At 45.7% G+C, this 19265-nt stretch carries 17 protein-coding genes; 7 read left to right on the top strand and 10 right to left on the bottom strand.

From position 1 onward, the window contains the following. Positions 1-4 precede the first annotated feature (4 nt). A complete protein-coding gene (gene preA, locus ACYFDN_RS09610; RefSeq protein ID WP_483510884.1) occupies positions 5-1279 on the top strand; it encodes an NAD-dependent dihydropyrimidine dehydrogenase subunit PreA in 1275 nt (424 codons plus the stop codon). Positions 1280-1395: 116 nt separating this feature from the next. Here the strand turns inward: preA and ACYFDN_RS09605 are convergent, their stop codons facing one another. The 8 genes from ACYFDN_RS09605 to ACYFDN_RS09570 are packed head-to-tail and all read right to left on the bottom strand — an operon-like array spanning position 1396 to position 13066. After that, the gene (locus tag ACYFDN_RS09605) at positions 1396-2712 is read right to left on the bottom strand and encodes a lysine N(6)-hydroxylase/L-ornithine N(5)-oxygenase family protein (RefSeq protein WP_483510882.1); all 1317 of its coding nucleotides are present in this window, start codon (positions 2710-2712) and stop codon (positions 1396-1398) included. Between the two features lie 10 nt (positions 2713-2722). Then, on the bottom strand, positions 2723-5449 hold the full coding sequence (locus ACYFDN_RS09600; RefSeq protein WP_483510881.1) for a GNAT family N-acetyltransferase: 2727 nt from the start codon (positions 5447-5449) through the stop codon (positions 2723-2725). Then, positions 5446-6069, bottom strand: coding sequence for a nitroreductase family protein (locus ACYFDN_RS09595; RefSeq protein WP_016401606.1), 624 nt, complete (start codon positions 6067-6069; stop codon positions 5446-5448). The genes ACYFDN_RS09600 and ACYFDN_RS09595 overlap by 4 nt, the downstream gene beginning before the upstream one ends. Further along, a complete protein-coding gene (locus tag ACYFDN_RS09590) occupies positions 6066-7988 on the bottom strand; it encodes an iron ABC transporter permease (RefSeq protein WP_483510880.1) in 1923 nt (640 codons plus the stop codon). Before ACYFDN_RS09590 ends, ACYFDN_RS09595 begins: the two co-directional genes overlap by 4 nt. After that, positions 7981-8925 (bottom strand): ABC transporter substrate-binding protein, encoded by a 945-nt coding sequence (locus ACYFDN_RS09585; RefSeq protein WP_483510879.1) that lies wholly within the window; start codon positions 8923-8925, stop codon positions 7981-7983. The genes ACYFDN_RS09590 and ACYFDN_RS09585 overlap by 8 nt, the downstream gene beginning before the upstream one ends. Next, on the bottom strand, positions 8922-9692 hold the full coding sequence (locus ACYFDN_RS09580) for an ABC transporter ATP-binding protein (RefSeq protein WP_483510878.1): 771 nt from the start codon (positions 9690-9692) through the stop codon (positions 8922-8924). Before ACYFDN_RS09580 ends, ACYFDN_RS09585 begins: the two co-directional genes overlap by 4 nt. Before the next feature lie 10 nt (positions 9693-9702). After that, positions 9703-11928, bottom strand: coding sequence for a TonB-dependent receptor (locus ACYFDN_RS09575; RefSeq protein WP_483510876.1), 2226 nt, complete (start codon positions 11926-11928; stop codon positions 9703-9705). 28 nt (positions 11929-11956) lie between these two features. Beyond that, positions 11957-13066, bottom strand: a complete 1110-nt coding sequence (locus tag ACYFDN_RS09570) for a hypothetical protein (protein WP_483510875.1) — start codon at positions 13064-13066, stop codon at positions 11957-11959. 190 nt (positions 13067-13256) lie between these two features. Here ACYFDN_RS09570 and ACYFDN_RS09565 point away from each other — a divergent pair, with 190 nt between their 5' ends. After that, a complete protein-coding gene (locus ACYFDN_RS09565; RefSeq protein ID WP_483510874.1) occupies positions 13257-15029 on the top strand; it encodes an IucA/IucC family protein in 1773 nt (590 codons plus the stop codon). A 158-nt stretch (positions 15030-15187) separates the two neighbouring features. Here ACYFDN_RS09565 and ACYFDN_RS09560 read toward each other — a convergent pair whose 3' ends face one another. After that, a complete protein-coding gene (locus ACYFDN_RS09560; RefSeq protein ID WP_483510873.1) occupies positions 15188-15565 on the bottom strand; it encodes a VOC family protein in 378 nt (125 codons plus the stop codon). 44 nt (positions 15566-15609) lie between these two features. Beyond that, positions 15610-16290, bottom strand: coding sequence for a Crp/Fnr family transcriptional regulator (locus tag ACYFDN_RS09555; RefSeq protein WP_483510872.1), 681 nt, complete (start codon positions 16288-16290; stop codon positions 15610-15612). Positions 16291-16682: 392 nt separating this feature from the next. On the opposite strand from ACYFDN_RS09555, the gene ACYFDN_RS09550 reads away from it, so the two are divergent. From ACYFDN_RS09550 to ACYFDN_RS09530, 5 genes are all read left to right on the top strand, one after another. After that, positions 16683-17111 carry a hypothetical protein gene (locus tag ACYFDN_RS09550; RefSeq protein WP_215426388.1) on the top strand — a complete coding sequence of 143 codons (429 nt, stop codon included), beginning with the start codon at positions 16683-16685 and terminating at the stop codon, positions 17109-17111. Between the two features lie 22 nt (positions 17112-17133). Continuing rightward, positions 17134-17322, top strand: coding sequence for a hypothetical protein (locus ACYFDN_RS09545; protein ID WP_483510870.1), 189 nt, complete (start codon positions 17134-17136; stop codon positions 17320-17322). Between the two features lie 10 nt (positions 17323-17332). Beyond that, positions 17333-17836, top strand: a complete 504-nt coding sequence (gene sodN, locus ACYFDN_RS09540; protein WP_483510868.1) for a superoxide dismutase, Ni — start codon at positions 17333-17335, stop codon at positions 17834-17836. Then, complete coding sequence (locus ACYFDN_RS09535) at positions 17785-18138, top strand: S24 family peptidase (protein WP_483510866.1); 354 nt, start codon at positions 17785-17787, stop codon at positions 18136-18138. The genes sodN and ACYFDN_RS09535 overlap by 52 nt, the downstream gene beginning before the upstream one ends. 255 nt (positions 18139-18393) lie before the next feature. Then, positions 18394-19221, top strand: a complete 828-nt coding sequence (locus ACYFDN_RS09530) for an HDOD domain-containing protein (RefSeq protein WP_221077405.1) — start codon at positions 18394-18396, stop codon at positions 19219-19221. Positions 19222-19265 lie beyond the last annotated feature (44 nt).

Raw genomic sequence — 19265 nt, 5'->3', positions numbered from 1 at the left:
AATTATGGCTGACTTATCAATAGAATTTGCAGGAATTAAATCTCCAAACCCATTTTGGCTAGCGTCTGCTCCGCCAACAGACAAGGCTTACAATGTGGAACGAGCCTATGAAGCTGGCTGGGGTGGAGTGGTGTGGAAAACACTAGGTGAAGACCCAGCAGCGGTAAATGTTTCCTCTCGTTATTCGGCGATTTATGACCACAATGGCGAAGTGGCAGGCTTTAACAACATCGAGTTAATTACCGATCGCAGCTTAGAGGTTAACTTACGCGAAATTGAAGCGGTTAAAAAAAGCTGGCCAGATAGAGCGCTAGTAGTATCGCTGATGGTGCCTTGTGAAGAAGAAGCCTGGAAGAAAATTGTAAAACAAGTTGAGCAAACAGGAGCCGATGGTTTAGAGCTTAACTTTGGTTGTCCTCATGGGATGCCCGAGCGAGGCATGGGCGCAGCGGTAGGACAAGTGCCAGAGTACGTAGAAATGGTGACTCGCTGGTGCAAAATCTACAGTAGCATGCCGGTTATCGTAAAACTCACACCTAACATTACCGATATTCGTTTTTCTGCTCAGGCGGCAAAACGAGGTGGCGCCGACGCGGTATCGCTGATTAACACCATTAATTCAATTACTGGTATCGATTTGGACCAAATGGCCGCCAGACCGATTGTAGATGGTAAGAGTACTCATGGTGGCTATTGTGGCCCAGCTGTTAAACCGATTGCCTTAAACATGGTGAGCGAGATTGCTCGAGATCCGGAAACCGCGGGCTTACCCATCTCGGGGATTGGTGGTATCGGTAATTGGCGCGATGCCGCAGAGTTTATTTCTTTGGGGTCGGGCTCGGTGCAAGTGTGTACCGCCGCGATGATCTACGGATTTAGAATTGTTGAAGAGATGAAGTCGGGCTTATCTAATTGGATGGACAGCAAGGGTTATGAAAAAATCACTGACTTTCAAGGCCTAGCAGTTCCTAATACTACCGATTGGAAGTACCTCAATATGAACTACAAGGTTGTAGCCGATATTGACAAAGACAAATGTATTGGCTGCGGTCGCTGCTATATTGCCTGTGAAGATACCTCTCACCAAGCCATCAATAAAACAGAACGCGCCGATGGCAGTGTTGCGTTTGAAGTAATTGAAGATAAATGTGTTGGCTGTAACCTTTGCCAAATCACCTGCCCAGTTGAGCAGTGTATTAAGATGGAGCAAAAGGAGGCCGAGAAGCCTTACATGAACTGGACGCAAGACCCGCGTAACCCTTATAAAGATGCTTCATAACGGCCTTAGTTTCTGCGCATAAATACTAGCCTCCAGAACTTTTGGAGGCTTGTTTCTAGATAGCTAACTTGAGGGCTGCTGAAGGGAAATAAAGCGGCCGAAGCCGCAATTAATTACTATGAACCTAATGCAGCTAAACGCTGGTCGGTTTGCTCTATAGCATTTAATCCCCAGTCAACTACCGCCTCGGCGGGCTCAATATCGTAGAGATTTTGGCCGCTGGCGTGGTTAAGTATTTTGGCCGCACGCCAAGTGGCCAAGCTTAGTTGTGGCTCGGCAATACCGTGGCTGTGAATGCCAGCGTTAACCATGTAAATGTGGTTGCGACTCGCACCAGGCCATTTCACGCTAAAGTCTGGGCATAGCTCGGGCAGGCCTTGTGGATTAAGTGGGATTTGCTTGGCAAGTTCACTTAAGCACGCCGGTAGAGCACGGCTATAACCGGTGCACAGAATCACTACATCGGCGTTTATTTGAGTATTGTCGTGGGTAAGACCGTGTTCCAAATGCAGCTTATAACCAAGCTCTGAATGTGCCATAGACATAAGGGTACGATTCGGTTGAATAGACCACCAACTCGGTTTATTAAGTACAAAACGGTCGTGATATAAGCGTTGATAAATGCCTTGTAGGCAATCATTGGTGATGCCATCGCTGGTTAGCTTCTGTCGCGATACTTCACTGTTCTTGGTTTGCTGTGCCAGTTGGTAAAAACCATCTACGTAATCTGGCATGAAGTACTGGTCAGTAAAGCAGCTTTCATCTAAGGCCTCTATGTTAGAGCGGCGCGATATCCAGTTAATCTCTTTTACCTCACCAAAGGTATTGTCGAAGAGGTGTTGGAATACGTCTGCACCGGTTTGCCCGCCACCAATAATAGCTACTCGTTTACCGCTTAAATTGGGTTTTCTTAGCGCTAATTCACTGGCATGAAAACAGCTATTGCTTATGTGTGGTTCGCAAAACGCAGGTACTTGCGGTTGCATGCCAGTGCCTACAACCAAATGCTTACTTTGATAACTCTGATTGTCGGTCTCGATGCTAAAAAGGTCACCATCAAACTCGATTGACTGAACGTTTTGGTCAAATCGGGTATTAGCCAAGCTGTGGGCCGCCCAGCTTAAGTAGTGGGAAAATTCTAAACGCGATATTACCGATTGGCCGGAAGCAATAAATGGATAGAGTTTATGCTGCTCCACCAAGTAGTTTAAAAAACTATAGGGGTTGGTTGGGTCTATACCAGTGACTAAATCTTTTAAGTAAGAGGTTTGCATTTTAGCGTCGTTAAGCAACAAGCCAGGGTGCCACGCAAACTCCTTTTTTCTCTCTAGAAACAAGGTGGAAAGGGCCGATTTAGTGCTGGCGAGCGCGGCAATACTAAGGTTAAAGGGACCAATACCAACGCCTAATAGATCTACTTTTTGAGTGTTCATATTACTATCCCTAAATCGCATATTGAGTGAAAAAATGCTCGCGGTCGCACTGTAATAGCGCCGCTCGCTTGTGAGGAAAATCAAACTCGAATTGCTTTTCTAAACCTAGTCTTTCGGTAATGCTAACTACGCGGTGATTATCGGCACGCGGCTCGCCCATGATTCGTTGGGTATTGGGCTCATCTAAAAAGCAGTACTGCAAAATGGCCGAGCCCCAAGTATCAAAATACACGCCGCCTCTAAAGCTAAAATTGCCTACCAGTATGTGTACTCCTCGGTCGTAATCTTGGCATTGATAATGCGGACCTAACCTGTCTTCTGGCGTCCAATACACCTCAAAATAACCAAAGGGAATGCCGTCAAATTCACCAATTACGGCATATTGATGGGCGTCCTCTTCCATTTTACTTAGGTACTCAGTGTGACTTTGAAGGCTGCCTTCTAACTCCCACACCGGTGAGATAATGGGGTGGTTGTGCCAGCGGTTAAAGCAGCTTAAATCTCGCTGTTTGTCTATCACCCTAAAGGTGACTTGTCGCTTAAGGTGATAAAAATAGCGGGTAAATACTTGCCCGGTTGGTTTGTTGGGGCGAGTAGGATGCTTTATGCCGTTAGTGGCCACTAAGGTTTTTGGCTGATGCGCTGCTTGCGGCTCTCGCCATAGTGGCGCTGTTTGTAAAAACTGGCTTAAACTCAAAGCCTTATATTGTGATTCCGCAACTAATGCTTTGGCTGCTTTGGGGTAGTAGTTACTTTGCAAGGCAGCTACGTTAAGTTGGAACAAGCCATGTTCAGCGGCACTCCACCATAGTAAGTCATCGGTTTTATGAATCGCATTTAACTGCGCATCATCTTCTTCAAAACTAAGTTGGCACCAATCACCTACTTTTTCTATTAATCCCCGGCTTAGGCTAGTCCCGCTCTCTCGAATCTCGAACTTAATGGCATTATCGGAGATGCGTTCATCTGCGAAACACAGGGTTCGGCCTCCGGCTAAGCTTTTAAAGCTTAATTGCTCAGCTTTTTGCTGTTGAAAAGGATTTGAAATAGAGCAATAAATCTGGCTCGGGTCGGCTAATGTTGCCTCGTTATGGTCGGCTAAAAAGCAATAGAAATTGCGCTTCCAGTGAAGGCTTGGTGAGTTGAGTAAGTAGCTGTAAAAAGAGTTATCTTTCGGGTTTCTGGCGCTAAGCTCACTCATTTTGTCGCGACATAAATCCCACAGTTTGGTTTCGTTAATTAGCTCGCCTGCTCCGATGGCAGCGATGGTGTTGAGTAAGGTATTTCCTATCAAATAGTAAGCGTGATAAGGATTAACCTGCTCAGCTTCCATAAAGTACTCAGGTACGCCATCGCTAAGTTGCTCTTTGAATAATGCTAATGCTTGGCTGGTTAAGCCGATACCTTGGCAATCTCTAAAGGCTGAGCCTGTAGGTAAATTATCTTCAATTTTGACTAAGATATTTTGCTGGTGGGCCAGCAAAACAAAGCCATAATCTGAACGTGCGATACACAGTGGCTTGATTATATTATCCCAAAAAGTCGACATCCAACGCAGTGCAGCGTGCTCAAAACACAGTTGCTGTTGCTGGGCATAGCGCTTAATCCAGCTAACTATTTGCGGCTCGGTTTGGCTGGCGTTTACTTGGTTTATGCTGGCTAAACAATACACATTGGCTGCGTTTAACTGGCTTTTCTCTTGATTGGATTTATGGAAGGGGTTTTCTCTAAAACTAATGAGTGGAAGATCTAACACCTCTCCATCTATGTCGTTAATGCTGGCCCAAAGCGGCTCTTCGATAAAGTAGCTGTTTGGTAAGCGTTGGCGTAACTCTGCTCCGTTCTCACTATTAAGTAGCTGAGAAAATTGAATGCCTCGTTTGGCTTCTTTACTGCTTAATAAGCGTAAAGAGTTGGTGAGCTTAACCGGTAATGACACCTTTAACATCCAAGCTTGTTGTGGATGGTAAATAGCACGGCTAGACGAGGTGGCTGTCCAGCCTGGTGAGCTTAGTGCTAAGTCTTTTACCACTTCGTTCAGGCTTAAAGCTTGCTGGCTTTCTCGCCAAGCTTTAGCTTGCAAGGGGTGCATAGGAAACGGCACCCATTGTTTATCGATAAATTGAATCTCGCTCGGCTCTTTGGCGATCTTAACGCTGTTGCTATACAGCTGCTTGAGCTTGTCACTCAAGTCGCCAACTTCACTTTCGCCTGCTAAGTGCGAGCTATGTACCGCAAACCATTCTATCGAGAATTGGCCAGCAAACTCTGGTAAATATTGGGTCTTCTCTTGCTGGTTAAGCGGCTCGCAGCTTTTACCTGCAGGGTGCATGCTGTGGCCACCAGTTAAACTTTGCTCCGATAAAATAAACTGGTCTAGCGTAAGCGTAGAGCGCTCCGCCAGCGCCTGCTCGGAGCTGTTTATGTAGCAATTAGAGTCTTGCACCCGCTGTAAGAATAAGGCTTTTTTGTCTTCGCTTAACTCAGGGTAAAGTGCATTTACAACCAGCGTAGTAGCTTGCTTAAAGCTTATTGGGCTTTGGCTTTGCGCCTCATGCAAAATGATTTCGCCGCTATAACGGTGGCGCCAGCTGGGCGATACGTAACGTAGCTTTAACTCCAAGCTGGCCTTAGTAGAAAGAGGAAGAAAGACCGACTCTCCCTCAAGATGTTTGTTGGCGGTTTCAGCCAAAAGGCTATTGAAAAAGGCCTGCTGACAAAGTGCATGGGTACTCATTTTAGTCGCTCCTGATTGGCTGATTTAGTTTCTCCCCAAGGGCTTACGTTTGCCGCGCCAAGCCACTCGAAGCTGTGGTCGCTCACATTCGCGCGGGCTTTTTCTCTTTTACTTATTGGGCTGCCTAATACCAAAAAACCTACTGGTTGGTGCTTATTTTGTAAGCCCAATAATTGGCGCACATTAGGTAGCTCGACCGCATCAGTGCTATACCAAACCCCGCCAAACCCTAAAGCGTCTGCAGCTAACAAAATCATTTGGCATGCGGCTGCTGCAGAGAACACTTGGTCTTGTTTGGAGATGGGGCTGGGCTCGTTTATTTCGGCTGATACCAACACGATGCTGGGGGCTTGTTTTAAGTAGCTAGCAAGGCGTTTCGCTCGCTGTGGATCTAGCTCACTATTGCTTTGTTGCCATGCGGTTTGTAGCAAGCTGATTAGCTCTTCAATGCGAGTTTGCTTAATCACTAAAAAGTGCCATGGCTTTAGCTTTCCGTGGTCGGGAGTGCTCATGGCCGCTTGTAATATATCGGTCATTTGCTGGGTATTAGGCGCCGGCAAAGACAGCTCATGAACGTGGTAAGACACACGTTGATTGAGAAATTGTTGGAGTGTATTCACACGCGATTCCTGTAGCTAAGAAGCAAGAGTAAAATGAAGTAGATGGAGCCGATAACCGATACCATAAGACCTGCGGGTATTTCGTTAGGCGCCATTAATTCGCGGCCTAAGCTGTCGGCCCATATCAATAAAATGGCACCAGTAATGCCCGACGCGGGTAATAGATGTTTGTGGCGATATAAACCTAAAAGCCGCGCACAGTGCGGTGCTAATAAGCCGATAAAGCTAATCGCCCCAATACTGGATACACAAATAGCAGTGAGAACCGCCGAAATAGCCAATAACAAGTAACGTTGGCGCTGTAATGCCAGGCCTAAGGTTTTAGGAATAACTTCGCCAAGCGGCATTAAATCTAACTGCCTTAACAGCGGGATGATGGCAACCAAGCAAAGTGCGATAACCGAAGCTATTGGGATAATTCGATCAAAGGTTGCCCCGTAGGTGGTACCCGCTAACCACATCATGGTGACCGAGGCGGTGGAGCTGCCAAAGGTGAGTAAAATCTGGGTGGCGGTGCCAGCAAAGGCAGTAATTACAATGCCAAATAAGGCTAACTGGGCAACACTGAGTTGCTGCTTTAAGCCCCAAGACAATAAGCCAATCACCAAGCTTCCACCGACCAACGCGGCGAGGGTTAACTGCCATTGATTTGCAGCTGGAAAGTACACCAATACCACGGCAATCAGTAATACTGCCACCGCACTTACACCAGATATATCTGGGCTGGCCATGGGGTTTTTAAATAAGGTTTGCAGCAACGTACCTGCGCAGGCTAAGCCAAAACCACCTAAACCTGCCAGCAGCACCCGCTGATTCACCCATATTGCGCCTACATCTTGTGGGCTGCGCAAACAAAAAAACAAACTTAAACCAAGCAGAGCACAAAGCGAAGCCAGTACCACGCGAGGTCGGGCATGAATGATTGGTGTTAAGCCGATGTTTTGGCTTTCCACGGCTGCAAGCGCTTTACCCGAGCGTTGAAAGAGCAGGAATACAAAGTAAGGCGCGCCAAGCAAGGCAGTAAAAGCGCCAGTTGGTAAGCGATACCCTAGAAACAGTAAGCTGCGCGAGCACCACTCTGCGGCTAATACTAAGGCTGCACCAATAATAACGGTGACTAGCCATTGTAAAGCGACATGATTGTTTTCGCCCTTAGCGAGTCTTAATACTAAGCGAGTAAGGTGAGGCGCCATTAAGCCCACAAAGCCAATCATGCCAACGATTGAAGTGGCTAAGGCAGCTTGGCCAATGGCGAGCAGCAAAATAGTCCAGCGCCAGGGTTTAACCGCTAACCCCAAGGCTGCGGCATTGGTATCGCCTAATAAAAATAGCGCTAACTTAGGCAAGACCAAGAGGCTTAAGGCCAAAAATGCCAGCATGGGGAGCGCTGTTTGTTTTAGTACTTCTGGGTTGGTTTGCAGTACTTGCCCGCTGCCCCACAAAAACAAGCCATCGGTTTGGTTTTCGAAGTACAGCATAAACAGCGAAGATAGCGCGCCAGCGCTTAAACCCAGCGCCATGCCAATTAAAACTACTGGCAGTTTGCCGCCTCCAATTAGCTGGCTAACCGCTAATACCGCAAAAGACAGCAACAGGCCACCAACTAAGGCTCCCACCCATACCAGTTGTAGGTTGGCCTCTGGCACAATGACTCGTACTAGCACTGCTCCAAGCAGCGCACCAGCGGCAATTCCTAAGGTAGATGGGGAGGCAAAGTCGTTATCTAAGCTGTTTTGAATTAAGAAGCCAGAGCTTGCTAGCAGTGCGCCAGTGCATAAAGCCATCAGCGCAGTTGGTAGCCAAATGTTAGTCAGCATTGCGTCTGCCAAACCAACCGGTGCAATGGCGGGGCGGCTAAAATAGTATGCGCTTAGCAATAACAGCAGCAAACCTAGGCTTGAAGAAAGAGATTTAACCACCTTGTTGCTCCTGCCAATCTAGTAGTGAATTAGCAAAGGATTCAGCCATTTTTATCGACGACAGTGGCCCACCAAAACTAAATAAAGGTTCAACTTCCGATAACTGGTTCTGCTCAACAAAAGGCAATAAAGGCCACACCGGTGAATGCATCATGCGCTCGCCATCTACTTGGTTGCCCGCAAGCAGCAAATGGCTGTTGCTTAGCTTTGGCAGCTGCTCAAGTTGCAGGTGGATAAAATCTTTACCCGGCAAACCTTGCTGCCAAACATAATTGAGCCCTAGCTGCTGGCTTATCGCACCGGCCAGGCTTTTATCGGTGAACACTCTTAAGCCGTAACCCATGCCAACAAACTTGGCGTAAGCAATTGGTTTATCGCTTAAACCTTGGTCTGCAAGTTGCTGTTTTAGCTCGGCTAAGCGCAGGCTTAAACGCTGTAAAGTTGCATCAGCGAGTTCAATTTTATTCACTAACTTAGCAATGCCACTAAATACCTGTTGCGACTGCTCAAAGTAACTAAAGTCAGTTTGCTTAGCTGAGGGAAATTGCTGGTAAAGCAAAGTAGGAGCTATGTGCTCTAAGGCGTCTAAAATTCGGCGATGGCGAAATTCATAACCAATAATTAAGTCGGGCTTTAACCTCGCGATAGTGGCCAGATCTGGCTCTTGGCGACGACCTATTTCGGTGACCGAGTCGGGCAGTGCAGGGTGGTTGGTTTGCCACTTCTTGTAGCCTTTAGTTAAGGTTACTCCTACGGGCACAATATCTAGGCTCAGCAGCATTTCCGTTGCAGACCAATTCAGTGCTACTACCCGCACAGCAGGCTGCTCGAGGCTAACGCAATTGCTTAAACATACTTGCTGGCCGGCGGCATGAGCCGCTGTTGTGCCTAGTAAGGTTATGGCTAAAAACATCAGGCGAGTTGCTAGCAGGATCATTGCTGCTCCTCTGGCCATAGTATTTGTTGTTGCCCTAGTTGGTGGCTGGTAACCGGAGTTTGGTAAACTTCGCTTACGTCCTTGGCGTTAATCACCTGTTTGGCCTCACCACTATTCACAATGAGGCCATGATTTATCAAAATTGCTTGGTCGCTAAACTGCGCGGCTTGGTTTAAATCGTGGAGTACCCATACTATGGTTTTGTGGTATTTCTGGTTCAGGCGTCGAACAATTTTAAGCAGGCTCAATTGGTGAGAGATATCTAGCCAAGAGGTCGGTTCATCCAACATTAATACTTCGGTATCTTGGGCAAGTACCATCGCTAACCAAACACGCTGTAATTCGCCACCCGATAAATCGGTAAGCAATTGCCGAGCATAATGTTTAACCCCAGTTTCTTGCATCGCCCAATCAATGATTTCCTTATCTTTGCTAGAGATATTTTTGTACCAAGGGCGGTGAGGGTGACGACCAAAACACACTAAGTCGGCCACATTTAAAGTGGCAGGCACGGGGTTGCGTTGTGGTAACAAGGCTAGCTTTTTAGCTAGCTGAGCACGGCTATAGCTTGGTAAAGCTTGGCCAGCAAATTCCACTTGCCCACTGGAAGGGGCTTGCAAGCCACAAAGTACCGACAATAGAGTGCTCTTGCCTGAGCCGTTAGGACCAATCAGCGCGGTAACCGCGCCTTGCTGTATCGTTCCACTCATATTTTTGAGAATGGTATTTCCCCCCAGTTGGAGGGAAATATTATTAAAAGTAAACAAGCGCTATCCCCTAGAATTCAGCGTTGTAGCTAAGTGCGTAGGTTCTGCCTTGGCCTTTAAAGCTAAACAATTCTGGTGCCGAAATGCTGCTGTAAAGGATCTGCGCGCGTTGTGACCAAAGGGTTTCGTAGTCTTTGTTGAAGAGGTTTTGAATACCAAAGTTAAGTTGGCCAATCGGCAAGGCGTAGTAGGCACTTAAGTTAGCTAACGAATAACCCTTAAGCTCTCCGCCGTTGTCATCGCTGTAGTCAGCCAGAGTTTGCCATTGCAGCTCGGCGCCATAGTTAAAGTTGTCGTAACCACCGCGCAGTACGGCATTAGATGGGCTGGTTTCTTCGGCTGCTAGTGCGCTCCAAGAACCATCTGATTTAGTTTGGCTTTTGATTAAATGCGCTTGTACACCGCCGTACCAATTTTCGGTGAACAGGTAGTTGGCTTGTCCTTCTAGTCCGTAGATGCGTCGTTCATCATCGTTCACGACTACTGCTAGGTTGCTACGATCGTAAGAGGTGGTTTTATCCGACAATGAATAGTAAGCCGCTAGTTGCACATCGTAGTTTTGTTGGGCGGTACGCCAACCTAGTTCGAGTGAGTTAGTTTTAACCCCTTCAAGGCGGTTATCGGCAACGTTGATGCTGTCAACCAAGCTTGGACCGTCTCCATAGGTGCCACTGTAAGTGCCATTGCCGTAGTATTTAGCCGGGTCTGGTAAGTTGAAACCTTGGCTAAAGTTGGCCCAAAGTTGCTGTTGGTCGTTAATGCGATAAATTGCACCTAGGTTAAACAGCAGCTCGTTGTAGTCGGTTTTTCCGCCTTTAATGGCATCAGGTGAAATCGGGCCGTAAGCGCCAATGCCTGCTAAGTGTTGTTGCAATACGCCTACGTTGTCGCCTACTTCATGTTCAATGTATTGGTAACGTAGGCCGCCAGATACACTCCAATCTTGGTTGATATCCCAGTTTGCTTGGCCAAAAGCCGACAGCTTTTGGGTATCAATATCTGGGTAGCGCTGCAGGGTTTGTACTTGCTTAAAGTTCATGCCGCCAGAGGCTAGCGCGGTGTTGGTATCAAAGATTTTTTGCTTGGCAGAAAAAGACTCAGACTCGGCATCAATACCGTAGCTAATTTCCAGACTATCAAAGTCTTTAGTGAACAGTAGTTTTGCGCCAAGTACATCGGTTTCTTGTAATGACGCGCCGTATAAGGGGTAACTATTACCGGGTAACGGCGAGCCAGTTACTTGATAAATCGATGGGAAGGGATAAAACTGCATCGACTCGCTGCGGTAATACGCCTGGGCCAGCATGGTTTGATTTAGCAAGTTATTGTGGCGGTATTGCGCATTAACTAGCACACGCTCGGTAGCGGGTTGCTCCTCTAGTTGCAGGCCTTTTTGTATGCTAATTAGTTCTGGTGCACCAAAAATACCGGCTAAGTTAGGGCCCAAATAAGTGCCGTACTCTGTATCTTGTTCGCTGTTGTAGTATTGGCCTGTAAGCGATAATAGCTGATCGCTGGTGGGTTCAAATTCAAGATTACCCATGATGTCGATGCTTTGATTAAATTGCAGATCGGTTTGGGTGATGTCTGGCAAAATCATTTGGCCATTGGCGTCGTAGGATGCGCCGCGCCCTTCGTAGGCTGCAGACAGTCTTCCTCGTAGCTTTTCGCTACCCCCAGATACTGCTAATGCTAGGTTCTTGTTGAGATCCTCGCTGCTATTAAAACCAGAAGAACCACCAACTCTTAGCTCAACTTTTGTTTCATCTGGTGTCGCTTTTTTGGTGATGATGTTGATAATACCGCCGGCTGCGCCTGCGCCATATATCGATGTAGCGCCCGATAGTACTTCTACGTGAGCAATATTGAATGGGTCTATGCTGTCTAACTGGCGGCTAATTGCGCGGGTTGAGTTAAGCGATACGCCATCAATCATTACCAGCGCAGAGCGACCACGTAAGTTTTGGCCAAAGTTGGTGCGCCCTTCGTTACCAAAATCAAAGCTAGGGATAAGACGACCTAAGGCTGTTTTTAAGTCGGCACCGGTGTTTATTTCGCGGTTTAACTGGTCTTGCTCAATCACCCACATGGTGGCTGCGATATCTGAGATTGAGGTATCCACCCGGTTGGCGGTGACTACCACCGTTTCCAAGGTATTGGCTGCATGGCCACAACTGGCAAACAGCACGAGTGCTAGTGGTGTTAATTTGGTGCTTAAAGTGTTTAGTTTGTTCATTATCTTCCTTGAACCTTAGTTATTGTTGTTACGTAAGAGTTGCTTGCAGTTGAGCTTGTCGGTTTAGGTGAACGATCAATCCGATCATTGCCAAACTGAACAACCAAATTGGGGTGAGCAGGGGGATGCTCAGCAATAAACTGATACTCGCTACCGCGGTACCTAGCAGGTAGCCAGCGGTGTGAGCCCTGGCTAAATAGGCACTTCGTTTTGCTCTAAACGAAAGTGATGGATTGGTTTGGTAAGCTTGTTGGCTATACCAACTTGGCAGGCCTGAAATGGCAAAAGCCAACAGGGCTAATGCCAGTAATAACAGCCACCAAGTGGCAACCGAGAGGCTAAGTAGCATGGCGCCGCTACCAAGAAAAAGTAAAAATATGCCGGGAATAAGCCGCGCGTAGCGGGAGATTACAGGCAGTAAGAAGAACTGATAAACAATCAGTGCCACGCTTAAATACAGCAGTAGAGAGGCATATACTTTGCTGGCTTGTTCACCCTGATAACCAAAGTTAAATAGCTGAGGAAGAATATAATATTGAACAATGCTAACTAGTGAAGTGGTTAGCACTGCCAAGCTTAAAATGCATTTAAAATGCCAAAAATTTGATGAGGTTATAGCGTGATTTTGGGTTTGCTGTTGCTTAGCGCTAGACCATGGCGGGGTGGTGCTAAGGCAATACAACAAGGCAGGTAAAACCAGCAAAATAGGGCTAAACATAAGCCAATTTGTGGCCAGAGGAAGTAAGGCCAAACTTGGCCCTAATAACCTGCCAATGGTGATGGCCCCGCTGGTTTTGGCCAGTTGCCCAAGGTTAGTTTTGTTTACCACGCTAAGGTGGCAATGAGCCAAAATAACAAAAGCGCTGCTAAATGCACCCAATAACAAACGGCTTGCGCCAACCACCAGTAGCGAAGTTTGCTCGCAGGCAAAAAGGCTTAGCCAAAATAATACATTGGCTGCCAAGAAGCCGCCCACAGCAATGCGGGTGCTAGTCCAAAGGCCTAATTGGCTAAGTCTATTTCCCCAAAATTTCACGCCAAACCAATAAGTGATTAGGTTCAGGTTTAAGATCAGGGTGACTAATCCTAAGTCTTTTTCGCTTTGGCTAAACCCGAGTAAGTTCGATAGTTCTGGCAAAAAAGCCAGCACTAAAGTTTGGTTTAAGCCCAAAAGAATGAGTAAGCAGCGATACAACAAAACTACAACTTAAATACAAATGATAATAATTTGCATTATCATTGTTTATTTTTGTGGCTCATGTCAATATATTGCTAACAAAAATAGCAACAAAAAATAAACTTAGTTTTACAAGGGGTTAGGAGAAGTAATGTTCAATCAAGCTCAGTGGCAGTTGGCTAATACTCATTTGGTCGCAAAAATTTTGAGTGAATTACAGTTTGAAGAACGGCTTCAATTTAGCCTAGCGGACGTTAGTAAACTCCAAGCTAAATCCTCGGATACTTTGCAATATGTTCTGGCTACGGCAAGTCGTAACTGGCGCTTTAACGCCAAGCAGACTATCTGGGGCATGTTCATTATTGAGCCATCAAGTATTGAATTAAGTGATGCAAGTGTCCCGCTTGCTAGTGAATTACTGTTGGATATTCAAAGCCAAATTCAGATTAGTGATATTAATTTGGCCGGGCTGTTAGAGGAGATACAACAAACCTTATACAGTGATGTGCTACGTTGGGAGCAGCAACAAAACATCAATGCGACCGATTTAGTATTGCTTAACGAAACCCAGCGACAAGCATATTTAGACGCTCATCCTAAGGCCATTGCTAACAAAGGGCGTTTAGGCTGGGGTAGCCAAGAGCTTGCGAGCTATGCGCCAGAATCGGCAAGCGCAATTAAGCTGCATTACCTAGTCGTAGATAAAACACTCTGCCAGGTAGGTTTTAAACCCGGCTTAAGCCAAGCAGACCTACTTGAACAAACCTTGAGTGAGCAAGCATTTAGCTCTATGAAATCCAAACTGCCTAATGATTGGCAGAATACCCATTATGTTTTGGCGGTTCATCCATGGCAGTTTGAGCGCTTTATTCAGGTGCAATATGCGCAATACTTAGCCGAAGGCTCGATGATTTACTTGGGCGAAGTGGCCGATTGCTGGCTAGCACAGCAATCTATTCGCACCCTAAGCAGTGACAACCCAGCCTTGGCTTTTGATATGAAAACCGCCTTAACCATTCTTAATACTTCTTGTTATCGAGGGATCCCAGGGCAGTTTATTGCTCAGGGGCCACAGTTGTCTGAATGGTTAGCGAGCTTGAGCCAGCAAGACGCTTTGTTTGTAGAGCGCGGTTTGTATGTTCAACAAGAGGTGGCAGGCGTATTTTGCCCTCATCCTCAGCAGCAACGGCTGCAGGCGGGGGCTTATCGCTATAAAGAAATGCTGGGCTGTATATGGCGAGAGCGCGCAGAAGCGGTAATTCCACAGCAGACGCGGCCGATGTCTATGGCTACGCTAATGCAACAAGACAATGGCGGAGAAGCAGCGATTGTTGCGCTGATCAGCTTAGCTGAGATTAGTGCTGAAACGTGGCTGCGTAAGCTGTTTAAGCACGTGGTAGTGCCTTTATATCACTTAATGTGTCGCTATGGCGTAGCCTTGGTCGCCCACGGGCAAAACATTACCTTGGTACTTGATAAACACCAACCTGCTGGTTGCATTATTAAAGACTTTCATGGTGATTTGCGCTTAATCGATCAAGCATTTCCCGAGCTTGAAAGCTTAGATAGCGAAGTGAGAGCTAACTTAACTCGCTTGCCTGCTAACTATTTGATCCATGATTTGATTACTGGCCACTTTGTTACGGTGCTGCGCTTTGTTTCGCCTAAGTTGGTCAGTTTAGGTGTGAGTGAACAACAGTTTTATAGCTGGCTTGCCCAAGAGCTTGCTAGTTATCAAGCTAGTCACCCAGAGCTAAAACAACGCTTTGAGCTGTTTGATATATTTAAACCAGAAATAGAAAAGATTTGTGTAAATCGGGTGCGATTTAAGATTGGGTATGGCGATAGTGATCAGCGGCCATTACCGGAAATTGGCGAGCCGATAGCAAATCCTCTGTGTTGCTCTATTAGCCCTGAGAATTGATTCTCAAGCTTTACTGGCATAATGCTTAAGGGCGAAGCTCGCTCTTAAGTGTTTGTTGATCTGAGGCTGGCTAAGCTGCAGAGACGTAATAGCCGCAAACCTTCCAATGACTATTCTTCAAAACCTGGAATACTGTTTCTACTCTTGGCAACGCTAGCTTAATTCATGTTCTCTTGGTTTTCCCCAATACGCCACAGCACTCCACTGGGATCGGTGAGGCAAAAATCACGCATCCCCCATGGTTGCTCACTGATTGGCGTGATGCTAAATGCTAATCCCGAGCCAGAGAGTTTGTCGCTAATAGTTTGATGCCAATGATCTAGGTCTTTAACCAGCCAATGCAGCATCAAGTTGTCGCATAACTGTTTTTGGTAAAAGTTTTGCAGTAGAAAAGAACAATTTTGGTGGTGGAAATAGGCAACACCTTGCTCGTTTGAAGCCAAGGTAAAACCAATGGTTTGGTAAAACTGGATGGAGGTTTCAAAATCCTTACTAGGTATAAATGCTTTTATTTCAATGGACTGTAGCGGCTTCATGGTTTTCCTTACTGCTAAGTAGGTCTAGCAGTTGTGGTATTTAGTTAAGCTGCACTAAACATCTCTTGTGTTAAGTTTACCGAGCGACATAGTGATGGGATATCGGGCAGCAACAGGTTTGAGCCTACTTCTTCAATTAGGCCCTCGGTTTTAAGTTTTTTCATGGTTCTGGATAAGGTTTCTGGCGTCATGCCTAATTGAGATGCTAGCAGCTTTTTACTGCAAGGCAGGGCTATTCGGTTCTCTTTTACATACTGCTTCTTGTAGATCTCTGCCAGTTTCATCACTAGGCGCTGATTAGCGTTCACGTGGGTTAAAATGTCGATAGTATTCATCAAATCGCCTATGCGGTTGCCCATAAAACCCAATATTCGTAGCGACAGCTCTGGGCATTGGTGAAGCGTACTAAAGACATGCTCATAGGAGAAAGAGGAGAGAATGGAGTCTTGCTCTATACGAGCACTCATTGGGTATTTTCTTGGGCTTAAAAATAACGCTACTTCGGCAAAAATATCGCCGGCCATGAATACTTTAAACAGTTTTTCATCGCCATTGGGCATTAGCCGAAACAGTGACACTTTGCCTTTTTCTATGCGATACATGTGGTTGGCTGACTGTCCTTGGCTAAATAGCAGGTCGCCAGCTTTGCAATAAAGCTCAGTTCTTCCTTCAAGAAATAGCTGTTTTTCTTTGGTTTTTAATATGGATATCATCGACGCTGACATAACTAAACCTCACGCTTGATAATTATCAAGAAGATAAAACATTCACTTGAATTATATTGGGAATGATAATCAATATCATTTGAAAGGCAAGTGGTTTTGGAGGATATATGTTTGGTATTAGTCGAGAGTTTCAATGGATTGTCTTAGTTGCAATGGCTGTATTACTAAGTCTGTTGATGTTCTCAGTCGCTGCTGTTTAGCAGCAGTTTGTCTCTTCTGTATAGTGATGTTGCTAAGTAATAGCCATGTTTGGCGTTTGCCTATTCGATAAACATAGCCTGTGGCATTTCACCCTAAAAATAATCACTTTCTTATTAACAAAGTATTTGCAAAGCTAAAAGATCTTAATGATAATGATAATGATTTTCATTTGTATTTGTTGGCGGTGAAATGTGAATACTTGGCAAGGAATGATGAATATCGGCAATCAGTTTTTTAACCAACAAAATTGGCCTGAAGCTGAACGTTATTACGAAGACGCAATTTTTCTGCTTGAAGAGCGATTGGTTAAAAATCCACGTTGCGTTGAATCCATTCAAGGGTGGATTTGTGCTTATCACAACCTTGCCGAAATGTTTAACCGTGCCGGCAAGTTTGAAGATGCTCAACGCTGTTTGTTTATTCCGCATCAGTCGATGTTACGCATTTATCAAGATCAGCAAAGTGATGAGGACCTGCAGCTGATTGCGCTTAAGGCAATCAAACTTACGCTTAATCCTTTGCTTGAGTTTGCCAAAGAACATCCACCCTGTGAGGCCTGTTTAGCCGAGCTTGAATCTCAACTTGAGCTAGCTTATGGCGACCAAAGAACCTACCACTAACCCTAAATGTAAAAGGACTTTTATGAAAGATCTTGCCGTAAAAACACTGGCAATAAGTGCAGCCTTGTTGCCTTGTATGGTGTTTGCCCATGCTGGTCACGATCATCAATCTAGTTGGTCAAACTTAGTTCACTTTCTATGGTTAGCCCCGATTATTGTTGCGGCTGGCCTGTTGTTTATTACACGTAAAAAAGCAGCATCAAAAAAATAAGGAGATAAGCATGTTATACAATGCTTTCGCAAGATTGGATGAAGTGTTTAGCTTTAACAAGGTGTCTGCACATTGCGATATTCCGTGCAAAATCTACGATCCTATTTCGGCTCAGTTAGCGGTATTAACCATGATCCGTATGGTTGATTTGCTTGAAGAGCTACAAGATAAGTCTGAACTGAGTACTAACGAACAAGCTCAGTTTGGCAGACTAATCGCGCAAAAAGAGGAACACGGTTTAAAAGTAAAAGAAGAGATCAGGGTGATTTGGGGAGATTACATCAAGCCGCCTCAGCTTGATGCTTACCCGCAGCTACATGAGCTTAGCCACAGTATTATGCTGGCTGCATCTAAGGCTAAGCAAAATATCGATAAAAGTGCTTGCCTAGAGCTACTTGATAAAGTGAATCAATTTGCCGATATCTTTCGGCAAAGCAAAGGTGTAGCTACCTTTAAGGCAACTTGCCCTTATCCGCCAGCGCAGCAGATCGTATACCCGGATTTGAAGGCGTAATTGTCTTGTTTGGATTAAGCATTAACAAGATTAGAGGAGATAGCATGTCTCCTCTTTTGCCTAAAAACAGCTATGTAATGTTTCACCGCTATTACCTGAGTAAGCATTTTAAAGCGGGTGATGTAGTTAAAGTATTGCACCCCAAGTTTGGGTTAATTGTGAAACGAATAGGTTGTATCGACAAGTATGGCTTTATTTGGTTACGCGGCGAAAACCCTAGCAGTGTATCTACTGTTGATATGGGCCCTGTGCGTGCTTCGCGCATTAAGGGCAAAGTGTTATTCTGGATTAAACCGAGCTAAGTAAGTTAGCGGTTTATATTATCGATAAATACTGTAGTTTCTGTTTACTAACAAGGTTCTAAGGCAGGCACTATTTGGCGAGTTTGCTGACAATTCATTTCTTTACCCCTATAAATCATACTGATATTGTTGTTATTTATTTGTTTAGCTTGAACTATGTATTAAGCTTGGCTTAACTAAGCGTGTAAACAAGCAAAAGGCATTGCTTTGATGCGGTATGAGCGTAGTGACGGTATTTTCTAGCAGGAGGGTTGGATGACCGAACAAGAATTACTATCCCGTGTGAATGAATTACCCAAAGTCTCCAGTGTGGTTCAAGAGCTTGTTAGCATGCTTAACGACCCTGATTGTGATTTTGCCATGCTGGCAAAAAAGATATCCATGGACCAAGTGATTAGTGCGCGAGTATTGCGTTTATCCAACTCTGCTCATTTTGGTCGCAGCCGCACCATTGCCTCGATTAATGAGGCGGTGATTCGTTTAGGCATTGCGCCGCTTAAAACTATGGTGGTGGTATCTTGGCTTACTAGTGCGTTTCCCCGAGTACCTAAGCTGGATATGCAAACCTATTGGAGTGATACCTTCGAGATTGCTAGCATTGCCAGCAAAATAGCCGAAAAAGTGCGTATCGATGCCAATGAAATGTTCACCGCGGGGATCTTGCATAACATTGGCGATTTAATGGTGTTTACTTTAGCGCCCGATGTTGCCGAACAGGTGGCCGCTCGAGTGGCAGAAGGTGAAGACCGACAAGCTGTGCAGCAAGAGCTCCTTGGCACTACCACCGCAAAACTGGGCGCCGAACTAGCACGCGCTTGGAAATTTGCCCCGCGCTTGGTTGATACCATCGAGTTTCATGTAAATCCCGATGCCGCTAAAATTGAACCGCTGCGTGCCTTGGTGCTTAATTTTGCTTGTCGCTTGCATCAAGATTGGGATCATTTGGAAAGCAAAGCTGCAAAAATTGATTACTTTGCCAGCCATGCAAATTCTGGCGCGCTGGTATTGCCATCCTCTTTTTATGTGTCTATCGACAAAATCCGCGGCCAAGGCCGAGAAATGGCGCTGCAAATGGCTAGCTAGCACTAAAAGCGCTTATTGAGCTTGCTATTCTATGGTTTAATAGG

Source organism: Agarivorans sp. D1326 (genome assembly GCF_056958115.1).
The sequence above is the reverse complement of the archived record's forward strand: the minus strand, read 5'-3'. Positions and strand labels throughout refer to the sequence as shown.

Bases quoted from the DNA above. Each gene is read 5' to 3' on its own strand.
- preA (WP_483510884.1), top strand. From the start codon at position 5: ATGGCTGACTTATCAATAGAATTTGCAGGAATTAAATCTCCAAACCCA.
- ACYFDN_RS09605 (WP_483510882.1), bottom strand. From the start codon at position 2,712: ATGAACACTCAAAAAGTAGATCTATTAGGCGTTGGTATTGGTCCCTTT.
- ACYFDN_RS09600 (WP_483510881.1), bottom strand. From the start codon at position 5,449: ATGAGTACCCATGCACTTTGTCAGCAGGCCTTTTTCAATAGCCTTTTG.
- ACYFDN_RS09585 (WP_483510879.1), bottom strand. From the start codon at position 8,925: ATGATCCTGCTAGCAACTCGCCTGATGTTTTTAGCCATAACCTTACTA.
- ACYFDN_RS09575 (WP_483510876.1), bottom strand. From the start codon at position 11,928: ATGAACAAACTAAACACTTTAAGCACCAAATTAACACCACTAGCACTC.
- ACYFDN_RS09565 (WP_483510874.1), top strand. From the start codon at position 13,257: ATGTTCAATCAAGCTCAGTGGCAGTTGGCTAATACTCATTTGGTCGCA.
- ACYFDN_RS09560 (WP_483510873.1), bottom strand. From the start codon at position 15,565: ATGAAGCCGCTACAGTCCATTGAAATAAAAGCATTTATACCTAGTAAG.
- ACYFDN_RS09555 (WP_483510872.1), bottom strand. From the start codon at position 16,290: ATGTCAGCGTCGATGATATCCATATTAAAAACCAAAGAAAAACAGCTA.
- ACYFDN_RS09545 (WP_483510870.1), top strand. From the start codon at position 17,134: ATGAAAGATCTTGCCGTAAAAACACTGGCAATAAGTGCAGCCTTGTTG.
- sodN (WP_483510868.1), top strand. From the start codon at position 17,333: ATGTTATACAATGCTTTCGCAAGATTGGATGAAGTGTTTAGCTTTAAC.
- ACYFDN_RS09530 (WP_221077405.1), top strand. From the start codon at position 18,394: ATGACCGAACAAGAATTACTATCCCGTGTGAATGAATTACCCAAAGTC.